The 21,082-nt window shown below is 68.9% G+C and carries 18 protein-coding genes; 15 read left to right on the top strand and 3 right to left on the bottom strand.

The genetic code is table 11. From position 1 onward, the window contains the following. The 9 genes from ACFVH2_RS04075 (at position 1) to secA (ending at position 11,476) form a co-directional block, all read left to right on the top strand. Positions 1 to 768 (top strand): IclR family transcriptional regulator, encoded by a 768-nt coding sequence (locus ACFVH2_RS04075; protein WP_378422504.1) that lies wholly within the window; start codon positions 1 to 3, stop codon positions 766 to 768. A 67-nt stretch (positions 769 to 835) separates the two neighbouring features. After that, on the top strand, positions 836 to 2,014 hold the full coding sequence (locus ACFVH2_RS04080; RefSeq protein ID WP_378422506.1) for a 4-hydroxybenzoate 3-monooxygenase: 1,179 nt from the start codon (positions 836 to 838) through the stop codon (positions 2,012 to 2,014). Positions 2,015 to 2,080: 66 nt separating this feature from the next. Further along, a complete protein-coding gene (locus ACFVH2_RS04085; protein WP_378422508.1) occupies positions 2,081 to 2,722 on the top strand; it encodes a dTMP kinase in 642 nt (213 codons plus the stop codon). A 76-nt stretch (positions 2,723 to 2,798) separates the two neighbouring features. Next, positions 2,799 to 3,476, top strand: coding sequence for an MtrAB system response regulator MtrA (mtrA, locus tag ACFVH2_RS04090; RefSeq protein ID WP_378422510.1), 678 nt, complete (start codon positions 2,799 to 2,801; stop codon positions 3,474 to 3,476). Positions 3,477 to 3,490: 14 nt separating this feature from the next. Then, positions 3,491 to 5,206 (top strand): MtrAB system histidine kinase MtrB, encoded by a 1,716-nt coding sequence (gene mtrB, locus ACFVH2_RS04095; RefSeq protein ID WP_378422512.1) that lies wholly within the window; start codon positions 3,491 to 3,493, stop codon positions 5,204 to 5,206. Further along, entirely contained in the window at positions 5,203 to 6,969 is a 1,767-nt protein-coding gene (gene lpqB / locus ACFVH2_RS04100) for an MtrAB system accessory lipoprotein LpqB (protein WP_378422514.1), read from the top strand. The genes mtrB and lpqB overlap by 4 nt, the downstream gene beginning before the upstream one ends. Positions 6,970 to 7,000: 31 nt before the next feature. Then, positions 7,001 to 7,669 (top strand): ComF family protein, encoded by a 669-nt coding sequence (locus ACFVH2_RS04105; protein ID WP_378422516.1) that lies wholly within the window; start codon positions 7,001 to 7,003, stop codon positions 7,667 to 7,669. A 176-nt stretch (positions 7,670 to 7,845) separates the two neighbouring features. After that, on the top strand, positions 7,846 to 8,514 hold the full coding sequence (gene hpf / locus ACFVH2_RS04110; RefSeq protein ID WP_378422518.1) for a ribosome hibernation-promoting factor, HPF/YfiA family: 669 nt from the start codon (positions 7,846 to 7,848) through the stop codon (positions 8,512 to 8,514). Positions 8,515 to 8,683: 169 nt separating this feature from the next. Continuing rightward, positions 8,684 to 11,476 (top strand): preprotein translocase subunit SecA, encoded by a 2,793-nt coding sequence (gene secA, locus ACFVH2_RS04115; protein WP_378422520.1) that lies wholly within the window; start codon positions 8,684 to 8,686, stop codon positions 11,474 to 11,476. A 14-nt stretch (positions 11,477 to 11,490) separates the two neighbouring features. On the opposite strand, the gene ACFVH2_RS04120 is transcribed toward secA, so the two are convergent. Beyond that, entirely contained in the window at positions 11,491 to 12,030 is a 540-nt protein-coding gene (locus ACFVH2_RS04120; RefSeq protein ID WP_378422522.1) for an Rv3235 family protein, read from the bottom strand. 148 nt (positions 12,031 to 12,178) lie between these two features. Between ACFVH2_RS04120 and ACFVH2_RS04125 the strand changes: the two genes are divergently transcribed. The 6 genes from ACFVH2_RS04125 to ACFVH2_RS04150 all read left to right on the top strand — a co-directional run bounded on the left by ACFVH2_RS04125 (position 12,179) and on the right by ACFVH2_RS04150 (position 18,436). Continuing rightward, positions 12,179 to 12,622: an HAD-IA family hydrolase gene (locus ACFVH2_RS04125; protein WP_378422524.1), complete on the top strand. Its 444-nt coding sequence runs from the start codon at positions 12,179 to 12,181 to the stop codon at positions 12,620 to 12,622. Beyond that, complete coding sequence (locus ACFVH2_RS04130; protein ID WP_378422526.1) at positions 12,607 to 14,043, top strand: wax ester/triacylglycerol synthase family O-acyltransferase; 1,437 nt, start codon at positions 12,607 to 12,609, stop codon at positions 14,041 to 14,043. The genes ACFVH2_RS04125 and ACFVH2_RS04130 overlap by 16 nt, the downstream gene beginning before the upstream one ends. Positions 14,044 to 14,053: 10 nt before the next feature. Beyond that, positions 14,054 to 14,557, top strand: coding sequence for a DUF6912 family protein (locus tag ACFVH2_RS04135; RefSeq protein WP_378422528.1), 504 nt, complete (start codon positions 14,054 to 14,056; stop codon positions 14,555 to 14,557). 84 nt (positions 14,558 to 14,641) lie between these two features. Beyond that, positions 14,642 to 15,757: a ferredoxin reductase gene (locus ACFVH2_RS04140; protein ID WP_378422664.1), complete on the top strand. Its 1,116-nt coding sequence runs from the start codon at positions 14,642 to 14,644 to the stop codon at positions 15,755 to 15,757. A 103-nt stretch (positions 15,758 to 15,860) separates the two neighbouring features. Beyond that, positions 15,861 to 17,102 (top strand): fatty acid desaturase family protein, encoded by a 1,242-nt coding sequence (locus tag ACFVH2_RS04145; RefSeq protein ID WP_378422530.1) that lies wholly within the window; start codon positions 15,861 to 15,863, stop codon positions 17,100 to 17,102. A 92-nt stretch (positions 17,103 to 17,194) separates the two neighbouring features. After that, positions 17,195 to 18,436 carry a fatty acid desaturase family protein gene (locus ACFVH2_RS04150; protein ID WP_378422532.1) on the top strand — a complete coding sequence of 414 codons (1,242 nt, stop codon included), beginning with the start codon at positions 17,195 to 17,197 and terminating at the stop codon, positions 18,434 to 18,436. Between the two features lie 331 nt (positions 18,437 to 18,767). Here ACFVH2_RS04150 and rsgA read toward each other — a convergent pair whose 3' ends face one another. Both rsgA and aroA read right to left on the bottom strand, forming a co-directional pair. Next, on the bottom strand, positions 18,768 to 19,820 hold the full coding sequence (gene rsgA / locus ACFVH2_RS04155) for a ribosome small subunit-dependent GTPase A (protein ID WP_378422534.1): 1,053 nt from the start codon (positions 19,818 to 19,820) through the stop codon (positions 18,768 to 18,770). Next, the gene (gene aroA, locus ACFVH2_RS04160; RefSeq protein ID WP_378422666.1) at positions 19,781 to 21,076 is read right to left on the bottom strand and encodes a 3-phosphoshikimate 1-carboxyvinyltransferase; all 1,296 of its coding nucleotides are present in this window, start codon (positions 21,074 to 21,076) and stop codon (positions 19,781 to 19,783) included. Before aroA ends, rsgA begins: the two co-directional genes overlap by 40 nt. Positions 21,077 to 21,082 lie beyond the last annotated feature (6 nt).

Below are 21,082 nucleotides of genomic sequence, written 5' to 3' on the forward strand. Positions count from 1 at the left end.
ATGTCCACCGAGCGCCGAGCCGCCCCCGATTCCGCTGCCGACCGCAGCGTGCTCGGCCGCGCCTTCCTGCTGCTCGCGGTGTTCGACGCCGAACGCCCGGTACTGAGCCTGTCCGACCTGAGCAGGCGGACCGGGATGCCGCTGCCCACCGCGCACCGGCTCTGCCATCAGCTCGTGGACCTGGGTGCGCTCGAGCGCAACGCGTCCGGCCAGTTCCAGATCGGTGCCCGCCTGTGGGAACTCGGCGCGCTGGCGCCCCGTGCGCACGGACTGCGCGCGGTCGCGCTCCCGTACCTCGAGGACCTCTACGAGGCCACCCACCAGAACGTCCAGCTCGTCGTCCTCGACGGTGCCGAGGCGCTGTACGTCGAGCGACTGTCGGGGCACAACTCGATTCAGCTCGTCGGCAGGGCGGGCGGCAGGCTGCCGCTGCACGCGTCGAGCGGCGGGCTGGTACTGCTCGCCCATGCCGGTCCCGCGCTGCTCGACCGCGTGCTCGCCGACGGGCTCGAGCGATTCACTCCGGACACGATCGTCACCGAGCACCGGTTGCGCGCGACCCTGACCGATATCCGTCGAACCGGGGTGGTCACGTGTCGCCGGCACATCGACCCGCATTCGCTCGCGATCGCGTCGCCGGTCCGACGGGGTACCGGTGAGGTGGTGGCCGCGGTCTCCGTGGTCGTCGACGCCGACGAAGACCCCGCGACTTTGATACCCGCGCTGCAGACCGCGTGTCGCGGGATCTCTCGCGGGCTCGCGCTCTAGACGTTGGTCCGTCGGCCGCCAGGGGCGGCATTCACTCGATTTCGTTGAAGATGCAAGGAGTTCAGGAATGCGCACACAGGTAGGCATCGTCGGGGCCGGTCCGGCGGGACTGATGCTCTCGCATCTGCTGCACCTGCGGGGCATCGAGTCGGTGGTGATCGAGTCCCGCAGCCGCGCGGACGTCGAGGGCACCATCCGGGCCGGGGTGCTCGAGCAGAACACGGTGGACCTGCTGACCGAGACCGGTGTCGGCGACCGGGTCAAGCGAGAAGGCCACCAGCACAAGGGAATCGAACTTCGATTCGGAGGGGTCGGGCACCGGATCGACTTCGATGCGCTGACCGGTGGACGCGCGGTAACGGTGTACCCGCAGCACGAGGTTCTCGTCGACCTGATCGAGCGGCGCCTCGCCGACGGCGGCGACATCCGTTTCGGTTCCACCGTGACCGCGGTCGAGGGCGTCACCGGCGACGCACCGCTGATCCGCTTCGTCGATGCCTCCGGCGCAGAGGATGCGCTGCACTGCGAGCTGGTGCTCGGCGCGGACGGGTCGCGGACCACCACCCGGGGCCTGATTCCCGAGACCACCGTCCGCACCGACCACGCCAAGCAGTACCCGTTCGCCTGGTTCGGCATCCTCGCCGAGGCGCCCCCGTCCTCCGACGAGCTGATCTACGCCAACCACGAGAACGGATTCGCCCTGATCAGCACCCGCACGGAGACCGTGCAACGGCACTACCTACAGGTGGATCCCTCGGACACCGTCGACGACTGGTCCGACGACCGGATCTGGAGCGAGCTGCACACCCGTGTCGACGGGGAGGGCGCGCAGATCAAGGACGGCAGGATCTTCTCGAAGACCGTGCTCGGTTTCCGCAGCTTCGTGTGCGAGCCCATGCAGTACGGCCGGCTCTTCCTCGCGGGCGACGCCGCGCACACCGTACCGCCGACGGGGGCGAAGGGCCTCAATCTCGCCGTCGCCGATGTCTACGTACTCGCCAAGGCGATGGCGCGGTACTTCGCCACCGGCGAGAAGGACCAGCTGGATGCGTACTCGGCCACCGCGCTGCCGAGAGTGTGGCGGGCACAGCACTTCTCGTGGTGGATGACCTCAATGCTGCACCGGATGCCCGGAGCGGGCGGATTCGACCACCGACGCCAACTCGCGGAGCTGGACGTCGTCACCCGCTCGGTCGCCGGCCGGACCCTGCTCGCCGAGAACTACGTCGGCACGCCGCTCGACTGACACCGCGAACCTCTTCTGCCGGCCGGACCCGAAGCAACCGAGTCGACGCCGCCTAGACTGCCCGATGTGGGCACACTCATTGCGCTGGAAGGACTGGACGGCGCGGGGAAGCGGACGCTCGTCGACAAGCTCGTCACCGAGCTCGAGTCGTCGGACGTCCGCATCGCCGTCCGCGCGTTTCCCCGCTACGGCAACTCGATTCACGCGGATCTCGCGGCCGGGGCGTTGAAGGGAGCGAACGGCGACCTTGCCGATTCGGTGTACGGCATGGCGTCGATGTTCGCGTTGGATCGCGGGTTCGCGGCGGACGAGCTGAGGGAGTTGCTGTCCGTCAACGACATCGTTCTCCTCGACCGGTACGTCGCATCCAACGCGGCCTACGGCGCGGCGCGGATGCGACAGGGCGCAGGCGGGGATTTCGTGCACTGGGTCCAGGAGCTCGAGTTCGACCGGCTGGCGGTGCCTCGGCCCGGGCTGCAACTGCTGCTCGACGTCCCGGTCGAGCTCGCCCGGGCGCGCGCCCGGTCCCGCGAGATCCAGGATGCGAGCCGTGAACTCGACGCGTTCGAGCGCGACTCCGACCTCCAGACCCGGACCGGTGAGGTGTACCGGGAACTGGCCCGAACCAGCTGGATGTCGCCGTGGAAGGTACTGACGCCGGACGAGGATGCGGCGCGACTGGCCCTCGCTCTGGCACAGTGGAAGTGAACGCGACCATCGCGACACGCCACCGGAGCGCCCGTAACGACGGGGTTCCGGGGTCCGAGGATGACACGATAGGGACATGAAGCCACGCATTCTGGTTGTCGACGACGACACGGCGCTCGCCGAGATGCTCACGATCGTGCTCCGCGGCGAGGGGTTCGATCCCTACGTCGTGGGCGACGGCACCCAGGCGCTGACCGCGGTCCGTGAGATCCGGCCGGATCTGGTGCTGCTCGACCTGATGCTCCCGGGGATGAACGGCATCGACGTCTGCCGGGTGTTGCGCCAGGATTCCGGCGTCCCGATCGTGATGCTCACGGCCAAGACCGACACCGTCGACGTGGTGCTCGGGCTCGAGTCCGGGGCCGACGACTACGTGATGAAGCCGTTCAAACCGAAGGAACTCGTCGCTCGCGTGCGCGCCCGGCTGCGCCGCACCGAGGACGAGCCCGCCGAACTGCTGTCGATCGCCGACATCGTCATCGACGTGCCGGCGCACAAGGTCACCCGCGACGGCCAGCTCATCTCGCTGACCCCGCTCGAATTCGACCTGCTGGTGGCGCTCGCCCGCAAGCCTCGTCAGGTGTTCACCCGCGAGGTGCTGCTCGAGCAGGTGTGGGGCTACCGTCACGCCGCCGACACCCGCCTGGTCAACGTGCACGTCCAGCGACTGCGCGCCAAGGTGGAGACCGACCCGGAGAATCCCCAAGTGGTACTCACGGTCAGGGGGGTCGGCTACAAGGCCGGACCGCCGTGATCCGATCCCCCCGCATGCGGCGCAGGATCAACGGGACCTTCACGCCGCTGCTGCGTCGTTTCCGGAACATGAGCCGTGCGCTGGCTCATCTGTGGCGCCGTTCGCTGCAGTTGCGTGTCGTTGTCTCGACGCTGTCCCTCTCGCTCGTCGTCATCACGATCCTCGGTGTCGTGCTCACCAGCCAGATCACCGATCGGCTGCTCGAGGCCAAGGTCAGCGCCGCCGCCGAGGAGATGGATCGTGCCCGCGCCACGGTGCAGGGCGAGCTCGCCGGGTCCGATGACAGCACCTCGCTGAGCACCCGCCTCGACAGCGCGCGGGCGTCACTGACCAACCGGGGTGTGGACGCCGGACCGGCCTCGGGTGCGGCCGGAACCTTCGACTCGGTGCTCGTCGTGGGCGACCCGTCGAAGGGCGATGCGAGTGCGGGCCCGGTCGACCAGATCCCGCAGAACCTGCGCGACTTCGTCCACAACGGTCAGGTGGCGACCCAGTTCGCCACCGTCTCGGACCCGGACGGCTACACGGGCCCGGCGCTCATCGTGGGCAGCTTGGCCTCCGCGGAGATTCCCAACCTCGAGCTGTACCTGGTCTTTCCGCTCGCGAGCGAGGACCGCAGCCTGTCCCTGATGCGCGGCACGCTGCTCGTCGGCGGTGCGGTACTGCTGGTGTTGCTCGCCGCGATCTCGGTGGTCGTGGCGCGGCAGGTGGTGCTCCCGATCCGTTCGGCCTCCCGGATCGCCGAGCGCTTCGCCGAGGGCAAGCTCCGGGAACGGATGCCGGTGCGCGGCGAGGACGACATGGCCAGGTTGGCGATGTCGTTCAACGACATGGCCGAGTCGCTGTCGAAACAGATTGCCCAGCTCGAAGAGTTCGGCAACCTGCAGAAGCGGTTCACTTCCGACGTGAGTCACGAGCTGCGCACCCCACTTACCACGGTCAGGATGGCCGCCGACCTCATTCACGACGGCAGTGCGGAGCTTGATCCCGCCATGCGGCGGTCCTCCGAACTGCTGGTCGCCGAGCTGGACAGGTTCGAGACCCTGCTCGCGGACCTGCTCGAGATCAGCCGCCACGACGCCGGTGTGGCCGAACTCGCCGCGGAGAAGCTGGACGTGCGAATGAGTGCCCGCGCGGCGGTGTCGACCATTCGGCACCTGGCGCGCGAGTCGGGAACCGAGCTGATCCTGGACCTGCCCGAGGAGCCGGTGATGGCGACCGTCGACCCGCGCCGGGTCGAGCGGATACTGCGGAACCTGCTCGCTAACGCGATCGACCACGGTGAGGGCAAACCGGTGCTGCTGCGGCTGCGGGCGGACGAGGACGCCGTGGCGTTCATCGTCCGCGACCAGGGCATCGGTCTGCGTCCCGGCGAGGAGAAGTTGGTGTTCAACAGGTTCTGGCGGTCGGATCCGTCGCGGGTGCGGCGGTCCGGCGGAACCGGGCTCGGGCTGGCGATCAGCGTGGAGGACGCGCGACTGCACGACGGCAGGCTCGACGCCTGGGGCGAGCCCGGCGAGGGGGCCTGCTTCCGGCTGACGCTGCCGCTGGTGCGCGGGCACAAGGTGACCAGCAGCCCGCTGCCGCTGCGGCCACCGAGCACCAAGCATGTGCAGGGCAGGCCGTTGCCGGGCGCGGAGCGTCCGCACAGCGGGCACGCCGAAGGCAGCGAGGCGCTCGACCCCGACGAGACCAGCAGTGTGCCGGTCCTGCGGGAGCGTCGGCCGTGAGGCGGCGACACACCGCGACCGCACTGGTGCTGGGTGCGGCGGTGCTGCTGGGTGGCTGCGCGAGCGTGCCCGAGTCGTCGACACCGCAGGCGATCGGCACCTTCGCGACGGCACCGGTGGTCACCAGTATCCCGGCACCGTCGCCCGGGCGCGACCCCGATCTGCTGCTGCGCGACTTCTTCGGCGCCAGTACGGACCCGGCGGGCGGGCATGCCGCCGCTCGCCAGTTCCTCACGCAGCGCGCGTCGAACGGCTGGGACGACGCCGCGAGCACGACCATCGTCGACAAGGTCGACGTGCTGCCCGAGTCCCGCAACGGTGACCAGGCGACCTACACGATCCGCGCCAATCGGGTCGGACAGCTCGAACCCGGCGGGGTCTACCAGGCGGTCGAGGGCAACTTCGAGGCGAAGGTGCGGCTGACCCGGGTGGACGGCCAGTGGCGGATCGACGAGTTGCCGGCGGGCGTCATCCTGGACCGCGCGCAGTTCCTCAAGACCTACCAGCGCAAGGCGCTGTACTTCCTCGACCCGTCGGGCAGCACTGTCGTGCCCGACCTGCGTTGGATCACCACGCCCCAGCTGGACATGCCCGCGCAGCTGATCGACATGCTGATCGCCGGACCCAAGCAGGCGCTGGCCGGCGCCGTCGCCAACCCGGCCGGAAAGGTGTCGGTGAAGGGCCCGATCACCAAGGCAGACGGTCGCAGCGCCGGCGTCGGGATCGGCTTCGGCGGCCTGCGGATCGACTTCCAGGGTGCGTCCGCGCTCGATCAGGCGACCCGGGACCAGTTGGCCGCCCAGGTGGTGTGGACGCTGGCGAATGCGGAGATCTCCGGACCGTACGTGCTGCTCGGAGACGGAAAGCCGCTCGACGAGCGGCTGCCCAACGGCTGGACGACGGCCGACGTGTCGTCGACGAATCCGATGGCGTCCGCGGGCGCGGCGGTCGGCCTGCACGCGCTCGCCAACGGCTCGCTCGTGGCCGTCACCGACACCGGGGTCGCCCCGATGCCGGGCTTCTTCGGCACCACTGCGAACATCAAGACGATCGCGCTGTCGCGGGACGGCAAACTCGCCGCCGCCGTCACCGACACCGGCCGCACCGCGCCGGACGCCGCGAGTGCCCTGATGGTCGGGCCGATCGAGGGATTTGCCAGCCCGGTCGCCGAGGGGGTCACGATGACCCGGCCGAGCTGGTCCGTCGGGGACAACTCGGTGTGGACCGTCGTGGACGGTTCGAAGGTGGTCCGCGTGGCACGGGACAGCGAATCGGGTCAGCTGGTGACGACGCCGGTGGATACCGCCGAGATCTCCTCGCTCGGCGCGAACATCTCCGAGCTCCGCCTGTCCCGCGACGGCGTGCGGGCCGCGATGATCGTGGACGGCAAGGTCTACGTGGTGACCGTGCGGCACCGTCCGGACGGCACGTACGCGCTCGGCAGCGCGCGGCCGGTCGCGAACGGGCTCGGCAGTCCCGCGGTCTCGATCGACTGGAGCAGCGGCGACTCGATTGTCGTCGCCCGGGCCGCCTCGGACATCCCGGTGGTCACGGTCGCGGTGGACGGTTCGCGGATGGACGCCTTGCCGAGTCGCAACCTCACGCCTCCGGTGACGTCGGTGGACGCCTCGGCCACGACCGCGTTCGTCGCCGACACCCGTGCGGTGTTCCAGCTCAACAACAACGACCCGGCCGGCGACCGATACTGGCGTGAGGTGCCCGGACTGACAGGTGTGAAGGCGACGCCGGTCCTGCCCGGCTGAACCTGTCGGTGCGCTGACGCACAATGCGGGCATGGGGGTGCTGGGGGCACTGACGGATCTGGTCCTGCCACGCGAGTGCGGCGGCTGCTCGGCGCCGGGGACCCTCTGGTGCCCACGCTGCCGTGCGGAGTTGTCCGGCGGTCCGGTGTCGCTGACGCCGCGGGTCGATCCCGGCGCGCCGGCGTGGGCCGTCGGGGACTACTCGGGAGCGCGCCGAACCGCAGTCCTCGCCGCGAAGGAACGCGGCAGACGGGACCTGGCGCAGCCGCTGGGGGAGGCGATCGCGCTCGCGCTGACCCGGATGCGGGAGCTGGGCGACATCGATCCGCCGGAGCTGGCGGTGCTGACCTTGGTACCCGCGCCGACCCGGGCGCGGGCGGCCCGCTCGCGTGGTGGCGATCCGGTCACGCGGGCCGTCCGCGTCGCCGCCGGCGTGCTCGCGCCCGAGCCGGTTCGTGTCGCGCCGGTGCTGAAATATGCTCGGGGAGTGCGTGATTCAGTGGGTCTGTCCGCTCGTGCTCGAATCGAGAACCTGTCGGGCCGGATTCTGGTCGCACCGCTGGAGGGAACCGGACGGTCCGATTGTGTGGTGCTGATCGACGACGTGCTCACCACCGGCGCCACCGCGGCGGAGTCCGTTCGTGCGCTCGCCGGACGGGAAGTTCGGGTCGACGCGATCCTTGTGATCGCCGCCGCATGACGCAATCGCCGCGAATGCTGGCACTTGCGTCGAACTCGTACTAGCGTCGCCAGCACAGCCGACGAAACGGGTGGGAGGTGATAGTTCCGAACCCAGGCGCCGGGCGGTCCCCTTCCCGGCGTAGCTCATCCGCCGCAAGTCATCTCTAGTGGCTCGGCCGTAACCGGGAGGTACGCGTGACGACCCCTTCAACAGCCTCTGTTTTCATCGAAGACGCTGCAGAAACCACCGGACAATCTGACGCCCCACGTTCCGAGATCGTGGTGAAGGGCCGCAATGTCGAGGTTCCCGATCATTTTCGGGTCTACGTAGCAGAGAAGCTCGCTCGACTCGAGCGATTCGATCCCACCATCTACCACTTCGATGTCGAACTTCAGCACGAGCGCAACCGGCGCCAGGCGAAGAACTGCCAGTGTGTGGAGATCACCGCGCGGGGCAAGGGACCCGTGGTTCGTGCAGAGGCCTCCGCCGACAGCTTCTACGCTGCGTTCGAGAGTGTCACCGCGAAGCTCGAGAGCAGGCTGCGCCGCACGAAGGATCGGCGGCGAGTCCACTACGGCGACAAGACGCCGGTATCCGTGTCCGAGGCGACCGCGGCGTTGGCCTTGGACGACTCGCTCGGCATCTCGCCCGACATCTCACTCGAACCCGAGCACGACGAGGGTCCAGGCCAGATCGTGCGGACCAAGGTCCACTCGGCGGCGCCGATGACCGTCGACGACGCTCTGTACGAGATGGAACTGGTGGGACACGATTTCTTCCTGTTCCAGGACAAGGAGACCGATCGTCCGTCCGTCGTCTACAGGAGGCACGCATTCGACTACGGCCTGATCCGGCTGGCGTGAGCCAGCAGGTCTGATACAAGTTTGGGCCGGTCGATCCACTCGGTGAATCGACGCAACGCCTACCATGGGGTCCGGCCGGGGGATAACCTCCCTCGGCCGGATCTACTGTGAATGCAGCCGGATCTACCGTGAAGTCACCTGCCCGCCGAGATTGAGGACGTTCAAGCCCGTGCCGTCGCTGTCACTGTCCAAGCTGCTCCGTGTTGGTGAAGGTCGCATGGTCAAGCGGCTCAAAAACATCGCTGAGCACGTCGATTCCATGTCGCCCGAATACGAGGCACTGACCGACCAGCAGCTCCACGCGAAGACGGCGGAGTTCAAGGAGCGCTACGCGGGCGGCGAGTCGCTCGACGAGTTGCTGCCCGAGGCGTTCGCGGTGGCCCGCGAGGCGTCCTGGCGGGTCCTCGGTCAGAAGCACTACATCGTGCAGATCATGGGCGGTGCCGCCCTGCACTTCGGCAATGTGGCGGAGATGAAGACCGGTGAGGGCAAGACCCTGACCTGCGTCTTGCCTGCGTACCTCAATGCCATCGCCGGCGACGGCGTCCACGTGGTGACGGTCAACGACTACCTCGCCAAGCGTGACTCCGAGTGGATGGGCCGCGTGCACCGCTTCCTCGGCCTCGACACCAGCGTGATCCTGTCGGGGCAGACGCCCGCCGAGCGTCGCGTCGCGTACGCCGCCGACATCACCTACGGCACGAACAACGAGTTCGGCTTCGACTACCTGCGTGACAACATGACGCACTCGCTCGAGGACCTGGTCCAGCGCGGGCACGCCTTCGCGATCGTCGACGAGGTCGACTCCATCCTGATCGACGAGGCCCGGACCCCGCTGATCATCTCCGGCCCCGCCGACGCCTCGTCGAAGTGGTACGGCGAGTTCGCCCGGATCGCGCCGCTGCTCAAGCGCGACGTGCACTACGAGGTGGACATCAAGAAGCGCACCGTCGGCGTGCACGAGGCGGGCGTCGAGCTGGTCGAGGATCAGCTCGGTATCGACAACCTCTACGAGGCGGCGAACTCGCCGCTGGTGAGCTACCTGAACAACGCGGTCAAGGCCAAGGAGCTGTACCAGCGCGACAAGGACTACATCGTCCGCGACGGCGAGGTCATCATCGTCGACGAGTTCACCGGCCGCATCCTGGTCGGCAGGCGCTACAACGAGGGCATGCACCAGGCGATCGAGGCCAAGGAGCGGGTCGAGATCAAGGCCGAGAACCAGACCCTCGCCACGATCACCCTGCAGAACTACTTCCGCCTCTACGACAAGCTCTCCGGCATGACCGGTACCGCCGAGACCGAGGCCGCCGAGCTGCACCAGACCTACGGCCTCGGCGTCATCCCGATCCCGACGAACCGCCCGATGGTGCGTGTCGACCAGGGCGACCTGATCTACAAGACGGAGGAGGCGAAGTTCGACGCCGTCGTGGACGACGTCGTCGAGCGGCACGCCAAGGGCCAGCCGGTGCTGATCGGTACCACCAGCGTCGAGCGCTCGGAGTACCTGTCCAAGCAGTTCACCAAGCGCGGTGTCGCGCACAACGTGCTCAACGCCAAGTTCCACGAGCAGGAGGCCACGATCGTGGCCGAGGCCGGCCGCACCGGTGCGGTCACCGTGGCCACCAACATGGCCGGTCGCGGCACCGACGTCGTGCTCGGTGGCAACCCCGACATCCTCGCCGACCTGCACCTGCGCAAGCAGGGCCTCGATCCGGTGGAGACACCGGACGAGTACGAGGCAGCCTGGGAGCCCGCGCTCGACGAGGTGAAGACCCAGGTCAAGGCCGATGCGGAGAACGTCCGCACGGCGGGCGGCCTGTACGTCCTCGGCACCGAGCGGCACGAGTCCCGCCGCATCGACAACCAGCTGCGCGGCCGTTCGGGACGCCAGGGCGACCCCGGCGAGTCCCGCTTCTACCTCTCGCTCGGCGACGAGTTGATGCGCCGGTTCAACGGTGCGGCGCTGGAGTCCATCATGACCCGGCTCAACCTGCCCGACGACGTGCCGATCGAGGCGAAGATGGTCTCCAAGGCCATCAAGAGTGCACAGACGCAGGTCGAGCAGCAGAACTTCGAGATCCGCAAGAACGTCCTCAAGTACGACGAGGTGATGAACCAGCAGCGCACGGTCATCTACGCGGAGCGTCGCCAGATCCTCGCGGGCGAGGACATGGAGGGCCAGGTCGAGAAGATGATCACCGATGTGGTCACCGCCTATGTCGACGGCGCCACCGCCGAGGGCTACGTCGAGGACTGGGATCTCGACCAGCTGTGGACGGCGCTGAAGACGCTGTACCCGGTCGGAGTCACCCACCAGGAGCTGACCGGCGAGACCGCGGACGGTGAGCGCGGCGACGTGTCCCGCGACGAGCTGCGGGAGGCTCTGCTCGCCGACGTGCGGGCGGCCTACGCCGCGCGCGAGGAGCAGATCGACGCCATCGCCGGCGAGAACGGCATGCGCGAACTCGAACGGCGCGTGCTGCTGTCCGTCCTGGACCGCAAGTGGCGCGAGCACCTCTACGAGATGGACTACCTCAAGGAGGGCATCGGCCTGCGCGCGATGGCGCAGCGTGACCCGCTGGTGGAGTACCAGCGCGAGGGTTTCGACATGTTCGCGGCCATGCTCGAGGGCCTCAAGGAGGAGTCGGTCGGCTTCCTGTTCAACCTGCAGGTCGAGGCTGCTCCGGCACCCGAGCAGGAGCAGTCGGGCTGGACCGCGGCCGCCGCGGCGGCCCGCACCGCTCCCGCGCCGTTGCCCACCGAGCAGGCCGCGGCGGAGGCCGAACGCAATGCCGCGCCGACCGCTCTGCGCGCGAAGGGACTCGACCAGAAGGACGAGACCCGGCTGACCTTCTCCGGACCGAACGAGGACGGCAACGCCGCGGTGCGCCGCAGCGCAGCGGCCGCGGGCGACGGCGCGGGCAGTCGGCGCGAGCGCCGGTCCAAGCGCAAGCGCTGAGCCGGGCCTGAGGCTCAGCCCAGCTGCAGTGAGGTGATCAGCCAGCCGTCCCGAGTTCCGTTCGGGGCGGCTGGTCTGCGTTCGACCCGCCCCGCCACCGCGAACGTCCGGTTTCCGCGCGCGTAGGTGCCGAACATCTCGGCGACGTCGGGTCCGCTCGGGCGCAGGTGCACCCGCTGCAGCTGCGCAACGCCGAGCCGTCGTGCGGGGGACCCGGCCCTCGCGAGGGCGGCCACGAGGTCGATCGGGGCGGGCTCGAGCAGCGTCCGCAGTTGTGCGGGCTGGCGTCGCCGGTCGAGCACCTCCAGTGTCAAGCGCAGCGCGGTCTCGGCGAACCGCAGTGCCGCGGGATCGGCCGGATGCACCGGTGCTCCGCGGCTGGGGGACCGGCCGTCGTGCGCGGAGCGGCGGGGTGCGTGCAGGCCCGAGGGGCCTGAGTGCCTCGGCAGGGGAGGTTCCGTGGTCCGGGGCGTGCCCGGGGTGTCCAACGGCGGCTCGGCGGGCGGCGCGCCGGTGACGAACAGTCCGCCGCGAAAGGGAAGTGGTCCGGTCATAGCTCTCTCCCGTGCTCGATCGACTTCGGTCGTGTCTTCCGGGGAGAGGCCGGACGTTGCCGCCGAGGATGGCACGAATTGTCCGTTCGCGCACGGATTTCGGCATCCTCCCCTCGCGCCGGCCCAGGCCGCACCCTAGGGTGAGCGCATGCGCGGCTTGGTGATGGACTTCGGCGGCGTGCTGGCCGGGCCCGGCTCGGGCGGGCGTGTGCTGGCCGGGATCCTCACGGACCTGCGCAGGCGCGGCGTGCGCACCGCGATCCTGAGCAACGACCCGGGCGGCCCGGCAGGCGCGGGGCTGCGCGAGCTCGGCGAGGGTCGGTTCGTGGACACGGTGGTGCTCTCCGGCGACGTCGGACTCGCCAAGCCGGATCCGCGGATCTACCGGTTGGCCGCGCGGCGCCTGGATCTGGCCCCGGTGGACTGTGTGTTCGTCGACGACCTGGTGACGAACGTGCGGGGCGCGGTCGCGGCGGGGATGGTCGGCGTCCACCACGTCGACGCGGAGACCACGGCAGGGGAGCTGGGCATTCTTTTCGATCTGGAGCAAGCGGGCATGGGGGGGCACGGACTGACATGGCGACGAGGCTGACCACACAGGACGCATCGTTCTACTTTCTCGAGGCGAGTACGACGCCGATGCACCTCGGGTCGCTGGCGATCCTCGAGGCGCCCGAGGGCGGCCTCGACTACGAGGACCTGCTCACGCACGTCGAGCGCAGGCTGCCCCTGGTGCCGCGGTACCGGCAGCGAGTGCGCGAGGTGGCGTTCGGCCTGGCACGACCGGTCTGGGTGGACGATCGCGACTTCGACATCACTTACCACGTGCGACGTTCGGCGCTGCCCAAACCCGGCTCCGACGAGCAGTTGCACGACCTGGTGGCGCGGTTGACGTCGCGGCCGTTGGACCGGTCCCGGCCGCTGTGGGAGATGTACCTCGTCGAGGGGCTGGCGAACAACCGGATCGCGATCTTCACCAAGTCGCACTCCTCGCTGGTGGACGGGGCGAAGGCGCTCGAGATCAACCAGGTGATCCTCGACCCGAGCCTGCAGCCGCGCGAGGTCGCGGAGGAACTGTGGATGCCGGGGCGCGAACCTCGTGAGGCCGAGCTGGTGCTCGACGCCGTCGCGGAGATGATCGCCCGCCCTAGCGAGGGTGCCGCCACCATCCGGATGGTGCTCGGTGACCTCGTGGGCGAGGCGACCAAGGCGATAGGGAACGTTGCCGCCGTGGTCCGGACCGCCGCCACCACGGCACCGTCGACCCCGCTCAACGCGACCATCTCCCGTAACCGCCGGTTCGCGACGGTCAAGACCGACCTCGACGACTACCGGACCATCCGAGCCAAGTTCGGCTGCACCGTCAACGACGCCATCCTCGCGGTGCTCACCGGCGCGCTGCGCAACTGGCTGCTCTCGCGCGGCGAACCGGTCATCGCGTTCTCGTCGGTGCGGGCGCTGGTCCCGATCGCCGTCTACGTCACGGGGGAGGGGCCGGCCGAGGCATTCGACCCGGAGGTGGACCCCGCCGAGCGCGAGACGATGCGTGAGAGCGCCGAGCGCCGGGTCTACTCGTGGATGATCGATCTTCCGGTGGGAGAGCCCAATCCGGTGGTGCGGCTCTCGCACATCGCGCACGCGTCGGAGGCGCACGCCAAACAGAACCGGACGGTGAGTGCACAGACCCTCGTCCGGATGTCGGGCACGGCGCCCGCGACGCTGCACGCGATGGGGCTGCGGGTCGCGAGCGGGCTCTCGCAGCGCATGTTCAACCTGGTCATCACGAACGCACCCGGGCCGCGGACCCCGCTGTACCTGGACAATGCGAAGCTGCTGGAGATGTACCCGGTGTCGCCGCTGCTGCGCAACCAAGCGCTCAGCGTGGGGCTGACGTCCTACGACGGCCACGTCTACTACGGTTTGAACGGAGATCGGGACGCGATGTCCGATGTCGACGTGGTGGCGGCGTTGCTGTACGAGGCGCTCGAGGAACTGTTGGATGCCAGTAAGTGAAGGGGTGTGCATGAGGGTCTACGTGCCCGCGACGATCGCGATGCTGCAGCGGTTGGTCGCAGACGAACGGCTGGATCCGGTGAGCCGCACCGCTTTTGCCGTCACTCCGGCACTTCGCGAGGCGTACGCCTCGGGGGACGACGACGAGCTGGCCGAGGTCGCGATGATCGAGGCGTCGCGTGCGTCGCTGCGACTGCTGGCCGCGGAATCCGGCGAGGGCGAGACGCCCGTGCATCGCCGCGCGGTGATCGCGGCGGACGTCGAGGACGTCAAGCTGCGTCCCGACCTCGACGACGCGGTGGTGCGGCTGGCCGCGCCGGTGGAACTGTCGGCCGTCGCCTCCGTGCACGTGGATCTCGCGGAGGCGGAGGAGTCGATCGCGCGTGCGGCCCAGTCGATCGACGCGGCCGACCTCGGTGACGCCGACGCCGAGTTCGTGCTCGGTGACGCCGAGGACCACGAGCTCGCCTGGTACGCCACGCAGGAGCTGCCGTTCCTGCTCGAACTGCTCTGAACTTCTCCGTCCGACCGCGTGACAGCTCGGTGCACCTGCGGGTAACCTACGGTCCCGTAACCTAGGCGAGTGGACGGGAATCTGATGGGTCTGAGGAAGTGGCTCGAGGCGCCGGCGGCAAATGTGTCGGCACCCCGGCGGCCGAGTTTGAACATGCTGCGCGGGGCGGTGACCCGGGTGACCACTCCGCTGTTGCCGGACGACTTCCTGCATCTGGCGAATCCGCTGTGGTCGGCCCGGGAGCTGCGCGGCAAGGTCGTCGAGGTCCGCAAGGAGACCTCCGACTCCGCGACGCTGGTGATCAAGCCGGGCTGGGGCTTCGACTTCGACTACCAGCCCGGCCAGTACATCGGGATCGGCCTGCTCGTCGACGGTCGCTTCCACTGGCGCTCCTACTCCCTGACCTCCCCGCCCAGCCGCGAGCACAAGCTGATCACCATCGCGGTCAAGGCGATGCCGGAAGGTCAGCTCTCCAGTCACCTGATCAACGGCGTCCCCTCGGGGACCGTCGTCCGGCTCGCGGCGCCGCAAGGAAACTTCTCGCTGCCCGAGCCGCCGCCCGCGAAGATCCTCTTCATCACCGCGGGTAGCGGGATCACCCCGGTGATGGCGATGCTGCGGGCGATGGTGCGTCGCGACGAGCTCCCGAACGTGGTGCACGTGCACTCCGCGCCGACCGCCGGCGACGTGATGTTCGGCGACGAACTCCTCGCGCTGCACGAGCGGTACCCGAACTTCGTCTCGCACGTTCAGCACACCCGCACCGGCGGCCGGTTCAAGCTGGCCGACCTCGACGAGCTCTACCCGGACTGGCGCGAGCGGCAGACGTGGGCCTGCGGGCCCGCGGAGATGCTCGACGAGGTCGAGCGGGTGTGGGCCGACGCGGACATCTCCGACCGCCTGCACACCGAGCGGTTCTCGATCTCACGTGCGGACACGTCGGGGCAGGGTGGCACCGTCACATTCGCGAAGTCCGGTCGATCGGTCGAGATCGACGGCGCGACCACGGTGCTCGAGGCGGGCGAGAAGCTCGGCGTGCAGATGCCTTTCGGTTGCCGGATGGGAATCTGCCAGACGTGCGTGGTGCCGCTGGTCTCCGGACACATCCGTGATCTGCGTTCGGGTCGCGAGCACGCCGAGGGGGAGCGCGTGCAGACCTGCATCTCCTCGGCCGCGGGCGACTGCACCTTCGATCTCTGATCGGGCCCACCGCCGCCCACCGAAATTCGTCTATCGTTGTTCTCACGCGCCGTGGTGTCCTTCCCGGTGATCTTATCTAGCCCCTTACGGAGGGCCGCCCCTGATGGCCATCACGGACATCAAAGAGTTTTCCCACCTCAGCCAGTCGGACATCGACACCCTCGGCCGCGAACTCGACGAGATTCGGCGTGACGTGGAGGAGTCGCTGGGTGCGCGTGACGCGCGGTACGTCCGCGGCGTCATCCGTCTGCAGCGCGCGCTCGAGTTCGGCGGCAGGCTGACGCTGTTCGGGAGCAAGTACCGTCCGGCCTGGCTCGCGGGCACCGCCATGCTCGCGCTGTCCAAGTGCATCGAGAACATGGAGCTCGGCCACAACGTGGTGCACGGGCAGTGGGACTGGATGAACGATCCGGAGATCCACTCCACCACCTGGGAGTGGGACATGACGGGTCCCTCCGCGCAGTGGAAGCGGGCGCACAACTACTCGCACCACACCTACACCAACATCGTCGGGATGGACCAGGACGTCCAGTTCGGCATCATCCGGATGACCCGTGACGTGCCGTGGCGTCCGATCAACCTGCTCCAGCCCGTGGCCAACCTCGTGTTGGCCGCGGGTTTCGAGTGGGGCATCGCCCTGCACGACTGGAAGATCACCCAGGATGCCGCGCGCGAGCGCGGCGACGACCAGCTGGCCGAGGTCAACCGGGACTTCGCCCGCAAGATCGCGCGGCAGGTGATCAAGGACTACGTGCTGTTCCCGGCGCTGACCGGTCCGGCGTGGCGCAGCACGCTGACCGCGAACGCGACCGCGAACCTGGCCCGCAACCTGTGGGCCTACACGGTGATCTTCTGCGGACACTTCCCGGACGGTGCGGAGAAGTTCACCGTCGAGCAGTACCGGAACGAGACCAAGCCGGAGTGGTACCTGCGGCAGATGCTGGGCTCGGCCAACTTCAGGGCGGGCCGGGTCATGGGCTTCATGAGTGGAAACCTCAGCTACCAGATCGAGCACCACCTGTTCCCGGATCTGCCGAGCAATCGGCTGCGGGAGGTCTCGGCTCGGGTCCGGCGGCTCTGCGACGAGTACGACCTGCCCTACACGACGGGATCGCTGGGCAAGCAGTACATGTTGGCGCTGCGGACGATCCACAAGCTGTCGCTGCCGGACCGCTTTCTGAAGGCGACCTCCGATGACGCCCCGGAAACGTCGTCGGAGCGTAAATTCTTCGTCGGCGACTCCGCGGTGAACCCGTTGCGGGTGGATCCGGCCACCGGGCGCCGGATCGGTCTGCGGTCGGCGCTGCGTCGGGTGCGCGAGCGCGGCCGGCCGCTCTCGGTGTGAGCTGCCCCACAATGTCCCGACCGTAACCTACGGAGTCGTAGGTTACGGTACGGTAGGTCCCTGTACGGGAACGTCTAGGTCCGGGAGAGTCGATGGCAATCGCCGACATCAAGGAGTACGCCCACCTCACCGAGGCGGACGTCGAGGCGCTCGGTCGGGAGCTCGACGCGATCCGCCGTGACGTCGAGGACTCGCGCGGCGAACGCGACGCGAAGTACCTCCGCAACACCATCCGGCTGCAGCGCTCGCTCGAGGTGGCCGGCCGAGCCGTGCTCTTCGGCAGCCGCAAGCGCCCGTTGTGGCTGCTCGGTGCCGGACTGCTCGGTACCTCGAAGATCATCGAGAACATGGAGCTCGGCCACAACGTCATGCACGGCCAGTGGGACTGGATGAACGATCCCGAGGTGCACTCGAGTGCCTGGGAGTGGGACGTCGTCGGGCCGTCCGCGCACTGGAAGCAGACGCACAACTACATCCATCACAAGTACACCAACGTCCTCGGCATGGACGACGATGTGGGATACGGCCTGCTCCGGGTGACCCGCGACCAGCGGTGGAAGCCGTTCAACGCGGGCAATCTCGTCTACAACACCCTGCTCGCACTGTTCTTCGAGTTCGGCATCGCGGCGCAGCACCTCGAGCTGGGCAAGGTCGCGAAGGGCCGAGTCGACATGGCCGAGTTCAAGGTCAAGCGCGACGAGGTGCTCGAGAAGATCGGCAAGCAGGCGCTCAAGGACTACGTGATGTTCCCGGCGCTCACCGGAAAGGCCTGGAAGAGCACGCTCACCGCGAACTTCACCGCGAACGTCATTCGCAACGTGTGGACCAACGCGGTCATCTTCTGTGGGCACTTCCCGGACGGCGCCGAGAAGTTCACCAAGGCGGACATCGACGCCGAGACCCACGAGCAGTGGTACCTGCGGCAGATGCTCGGCAGCGCGAACATCAGCGGCGGCCGGGTCATGGACTTCATGACCGGCAACCTGAGCTACCAGATCGAGCACCACATCTTTCCCGACCTGCCGTCGAATCGGTACGCCGAGATCGCGGTGAAGGTGCGGGCGCTGTGCGACAAGTACGACCTGCCGTACACCACCGGTCCGCTGCTGGTGCAGTACGGGAAGTCGTGGCGCACGATCGCGAAACTGTCGCTGCCGAACAAGTACCTGCGCGACACCGTTGACGACGCCCCGGAGACCGCATCGGAGCGTAAGTGGGAGGGCCGCGAGGCGGTGCTGACCGTGGACCCGGAAACCGGCCGCAGCCGTGGCCTGCGGACCGCTATCCGCGAGGCGAAGAAGCGTCGTGGCCTGCGGGGAGTGTTCACCCGCTGACCAGTCGCGGTACCGACTCGGGTGCCCGCCCCCGACGGGTGGGCACCCGAGTCAGAACCGTCCGGTCGGGACCTACTTGTCGGTCGAGCCGACGATCGCCGAGCCGGTGCTGATGAGCGTCTTGATGATGCTCTCGATGTCGCCGAGAATGGACGATCCGGCCGCAATGATCTCTGAACTCATCTGAACTCCTTCGTCGTGACTTGTGAGATGTCGTGACCTGTGAGCTGATTCGAATCAGAACTGAGCTCGTACAGTGTAAACACGGGTCGCGAATCGGCGACGGGCGAATTCGGCAATTGTCCGAACCGTGACCTGGGGGACCTCGTGTCTACCAGGCCTCGTTGGAGGTCAGCGCGACCAGCAGCAGGCGCACCGCGGCGGCGCGGCGGGCGGCCTCGCCCTCGAGTCGGTCCAGTGCGCACTCGGGGTCCGCCGGCGGACCGAGATGGCTGCATCCGCGCGGGCAGTCCTCGATGGCGGCGGCGAGATCGGTGAACGCGCCCATCACGTCGTCCGGTGAGATGTGGGCGAGTCCGAAGGATCTGATGCCGGGTGTGTCGACCACCCATCCGCGCGGCAGTTCCGCGGACTGGCCGGGCAACGCGGGCAGCGGAAGCGCCACCGACTGGGTGGACGTGTGCCTGCCCTTGCCGACGCCGGACACCACGCCGGTGGCCCGATCCGCGTCGGGCACAAGGCGATTCACCAGGGTTGACTTGCCGACGCCGGAATGTCCGATGAGCGCGGTGACGGTACCCGCGAGGATCGCCTGCACCGCGTCGAGCGCGTCGTCCTGACCGGCGAGCACCACCGGCACGTCGAGGTCGGCGAACGCGGCCGCGAACTCCTGGTGGTCGGCGAGATCGCCCTTGGTCAGGCACAGGACGGGTTTCAGGCCGCCGACGTAGGCCGCGACCAGTGCGCGCTCGACGAACCCGGTGCGCGGCGGGGGGTCCGCCAGCGCGACCACGATCAGCAGCTGCGAGGCGTTGGCCACCACGATGCGTTCGTACGGATCGGTGTCGTCGGCGGTGCGGCGCAACACCGTGCTGCGGTCCTCGACCCGCACGATCCGGGCGAGGGTGTCGGTGCGGCCGGAGACGTCGCCGACCACACCGACCCGGTCGCCCACGACGATCGGGGTGCGGCCGAGCTCGCGGGCCCGCATGGCCACCACCGGGCGGTCCGGGTCGCCGTCCAGCACGCACCCCCAGCGCCCACGGTCCACCGAGACCACCATCGCGGACTCGGCGCTCCTGTGCTCGGGCCGGGTCTTGGTGCGCGGACGCGAGCCCTTGCCCGGGCGGATCCGGACGTCGGACTCGTCGTACCGGCGGGCGGTCAGGAGGGTGCCCCGATCGGGCTGAGCATTGTCTCCCACAGCTTTTCGAACCCCGGCAGGGTCTTCGCGGTGGTTCCCACGTCGTCGACGTCGATGCCCGGGACGACGAGGCCGAGGATCGCGCCCGCGGTCGCCATCCGGTGGTCGGCATAGGAACGCCAGGCGCCGCCGTGGAGCGGTCGCGGTTCGATCCGCAATCCGTCCTCGGTCTCGGTCACGGCGCCGCCTAGGTTGTTGATCTCCGTGGAAAGTGCTGCGAGCCGGTCTGTTTCGTGGCCACGCAGGTGGGCGATTCCGCGCAGGACCGACGGCCCCTCGGCGAGCGCGGCCAGCGCCGCCACGGTGGGGGTGAGCTCGCCGACGTCGTGCAGGTCCACGTCGATGCCCCGCAGGGTGCGGGCGCCGGTGACTGTCAGCAGTGAATCGTGAAGGGTGACATCGCATCCCATCTCACCCAGGATCCCCCTGATCGCGTCGCCCGGCTGGGTGGTGGCCGACGGCCACAGTGGCACGCTCACCGTGCCCGCGGTGACGGCGGCGGCGGACAGGAACGGAGTCGCGTTCGACAGGTCCGGCTCGATCACCCAGTCCACCGCGGTGACGGGTCCGGGCCAGACCTGCCAGGTGTTCGCAGTCCCGTCGGCAGGCGTCTGCACGCGCACGCCCGCCTCGCGCAGCATCTCCACCGTCATGTCGATGTGCGGCATGGACGGTACCGACGCGCCGGCGTGTCGCACCGTGACGCCGTCCTCGAACCGGGCCGCCGAGAGCAGGAGTCCGGAGACGAACTGGGACGAGCCGGAGGCGTCGATGGTCACGCCGCCGCCCGCGACCGATCCGTGACCGGTCACCGTGAACGGAAGCCCGTCCCCGTCGATCCGGACGCCGAGTCCGCGCAGTGCCTCGAGAATGGTGCCGAGCGGCCGGGTGCGCGCCTGCTCGTCGCCGTCGAAGGAGACGAGTCCGTCCGCGAGCGCCGCGACCGGCGGCAGGAAGCGCATCACCGTGCCCGCGAGGCCGCAGTCCACAGTGGCGCTGCCGAGCGGTCCGGGGGTGACGCGCAGCGTGGTCGGCGAGCCGCCGACCTCCTCGATCCCGACGCCGAGTGCGCGCAGCGCGTCGATCATCAGGTCGGTGTCCCGGCTGCGCAGCGCCCCGGTCACGGTGGAGGGTCCCTCGGCGATCGCCGCGAGGATCAGGGCTCGGTTCGTGATCGACTTCGAGCCCGGCAGGGTCACGGTCGCGTGCACGGGCGATTCGGCGAGGGGCGCTCTCCACAGACTCACGCGCACAATGGTCCC

Origin of the sequence: Rhodococcus sp. NPDC127527 (assembly GCF_042672245.1) — a bacterium.
Classification (GTDB): Bacteria; Actinomycetota; Actinomycetes; order Mycobacteriales; family Mycobacteriaceae; genus Rhodococcus_G.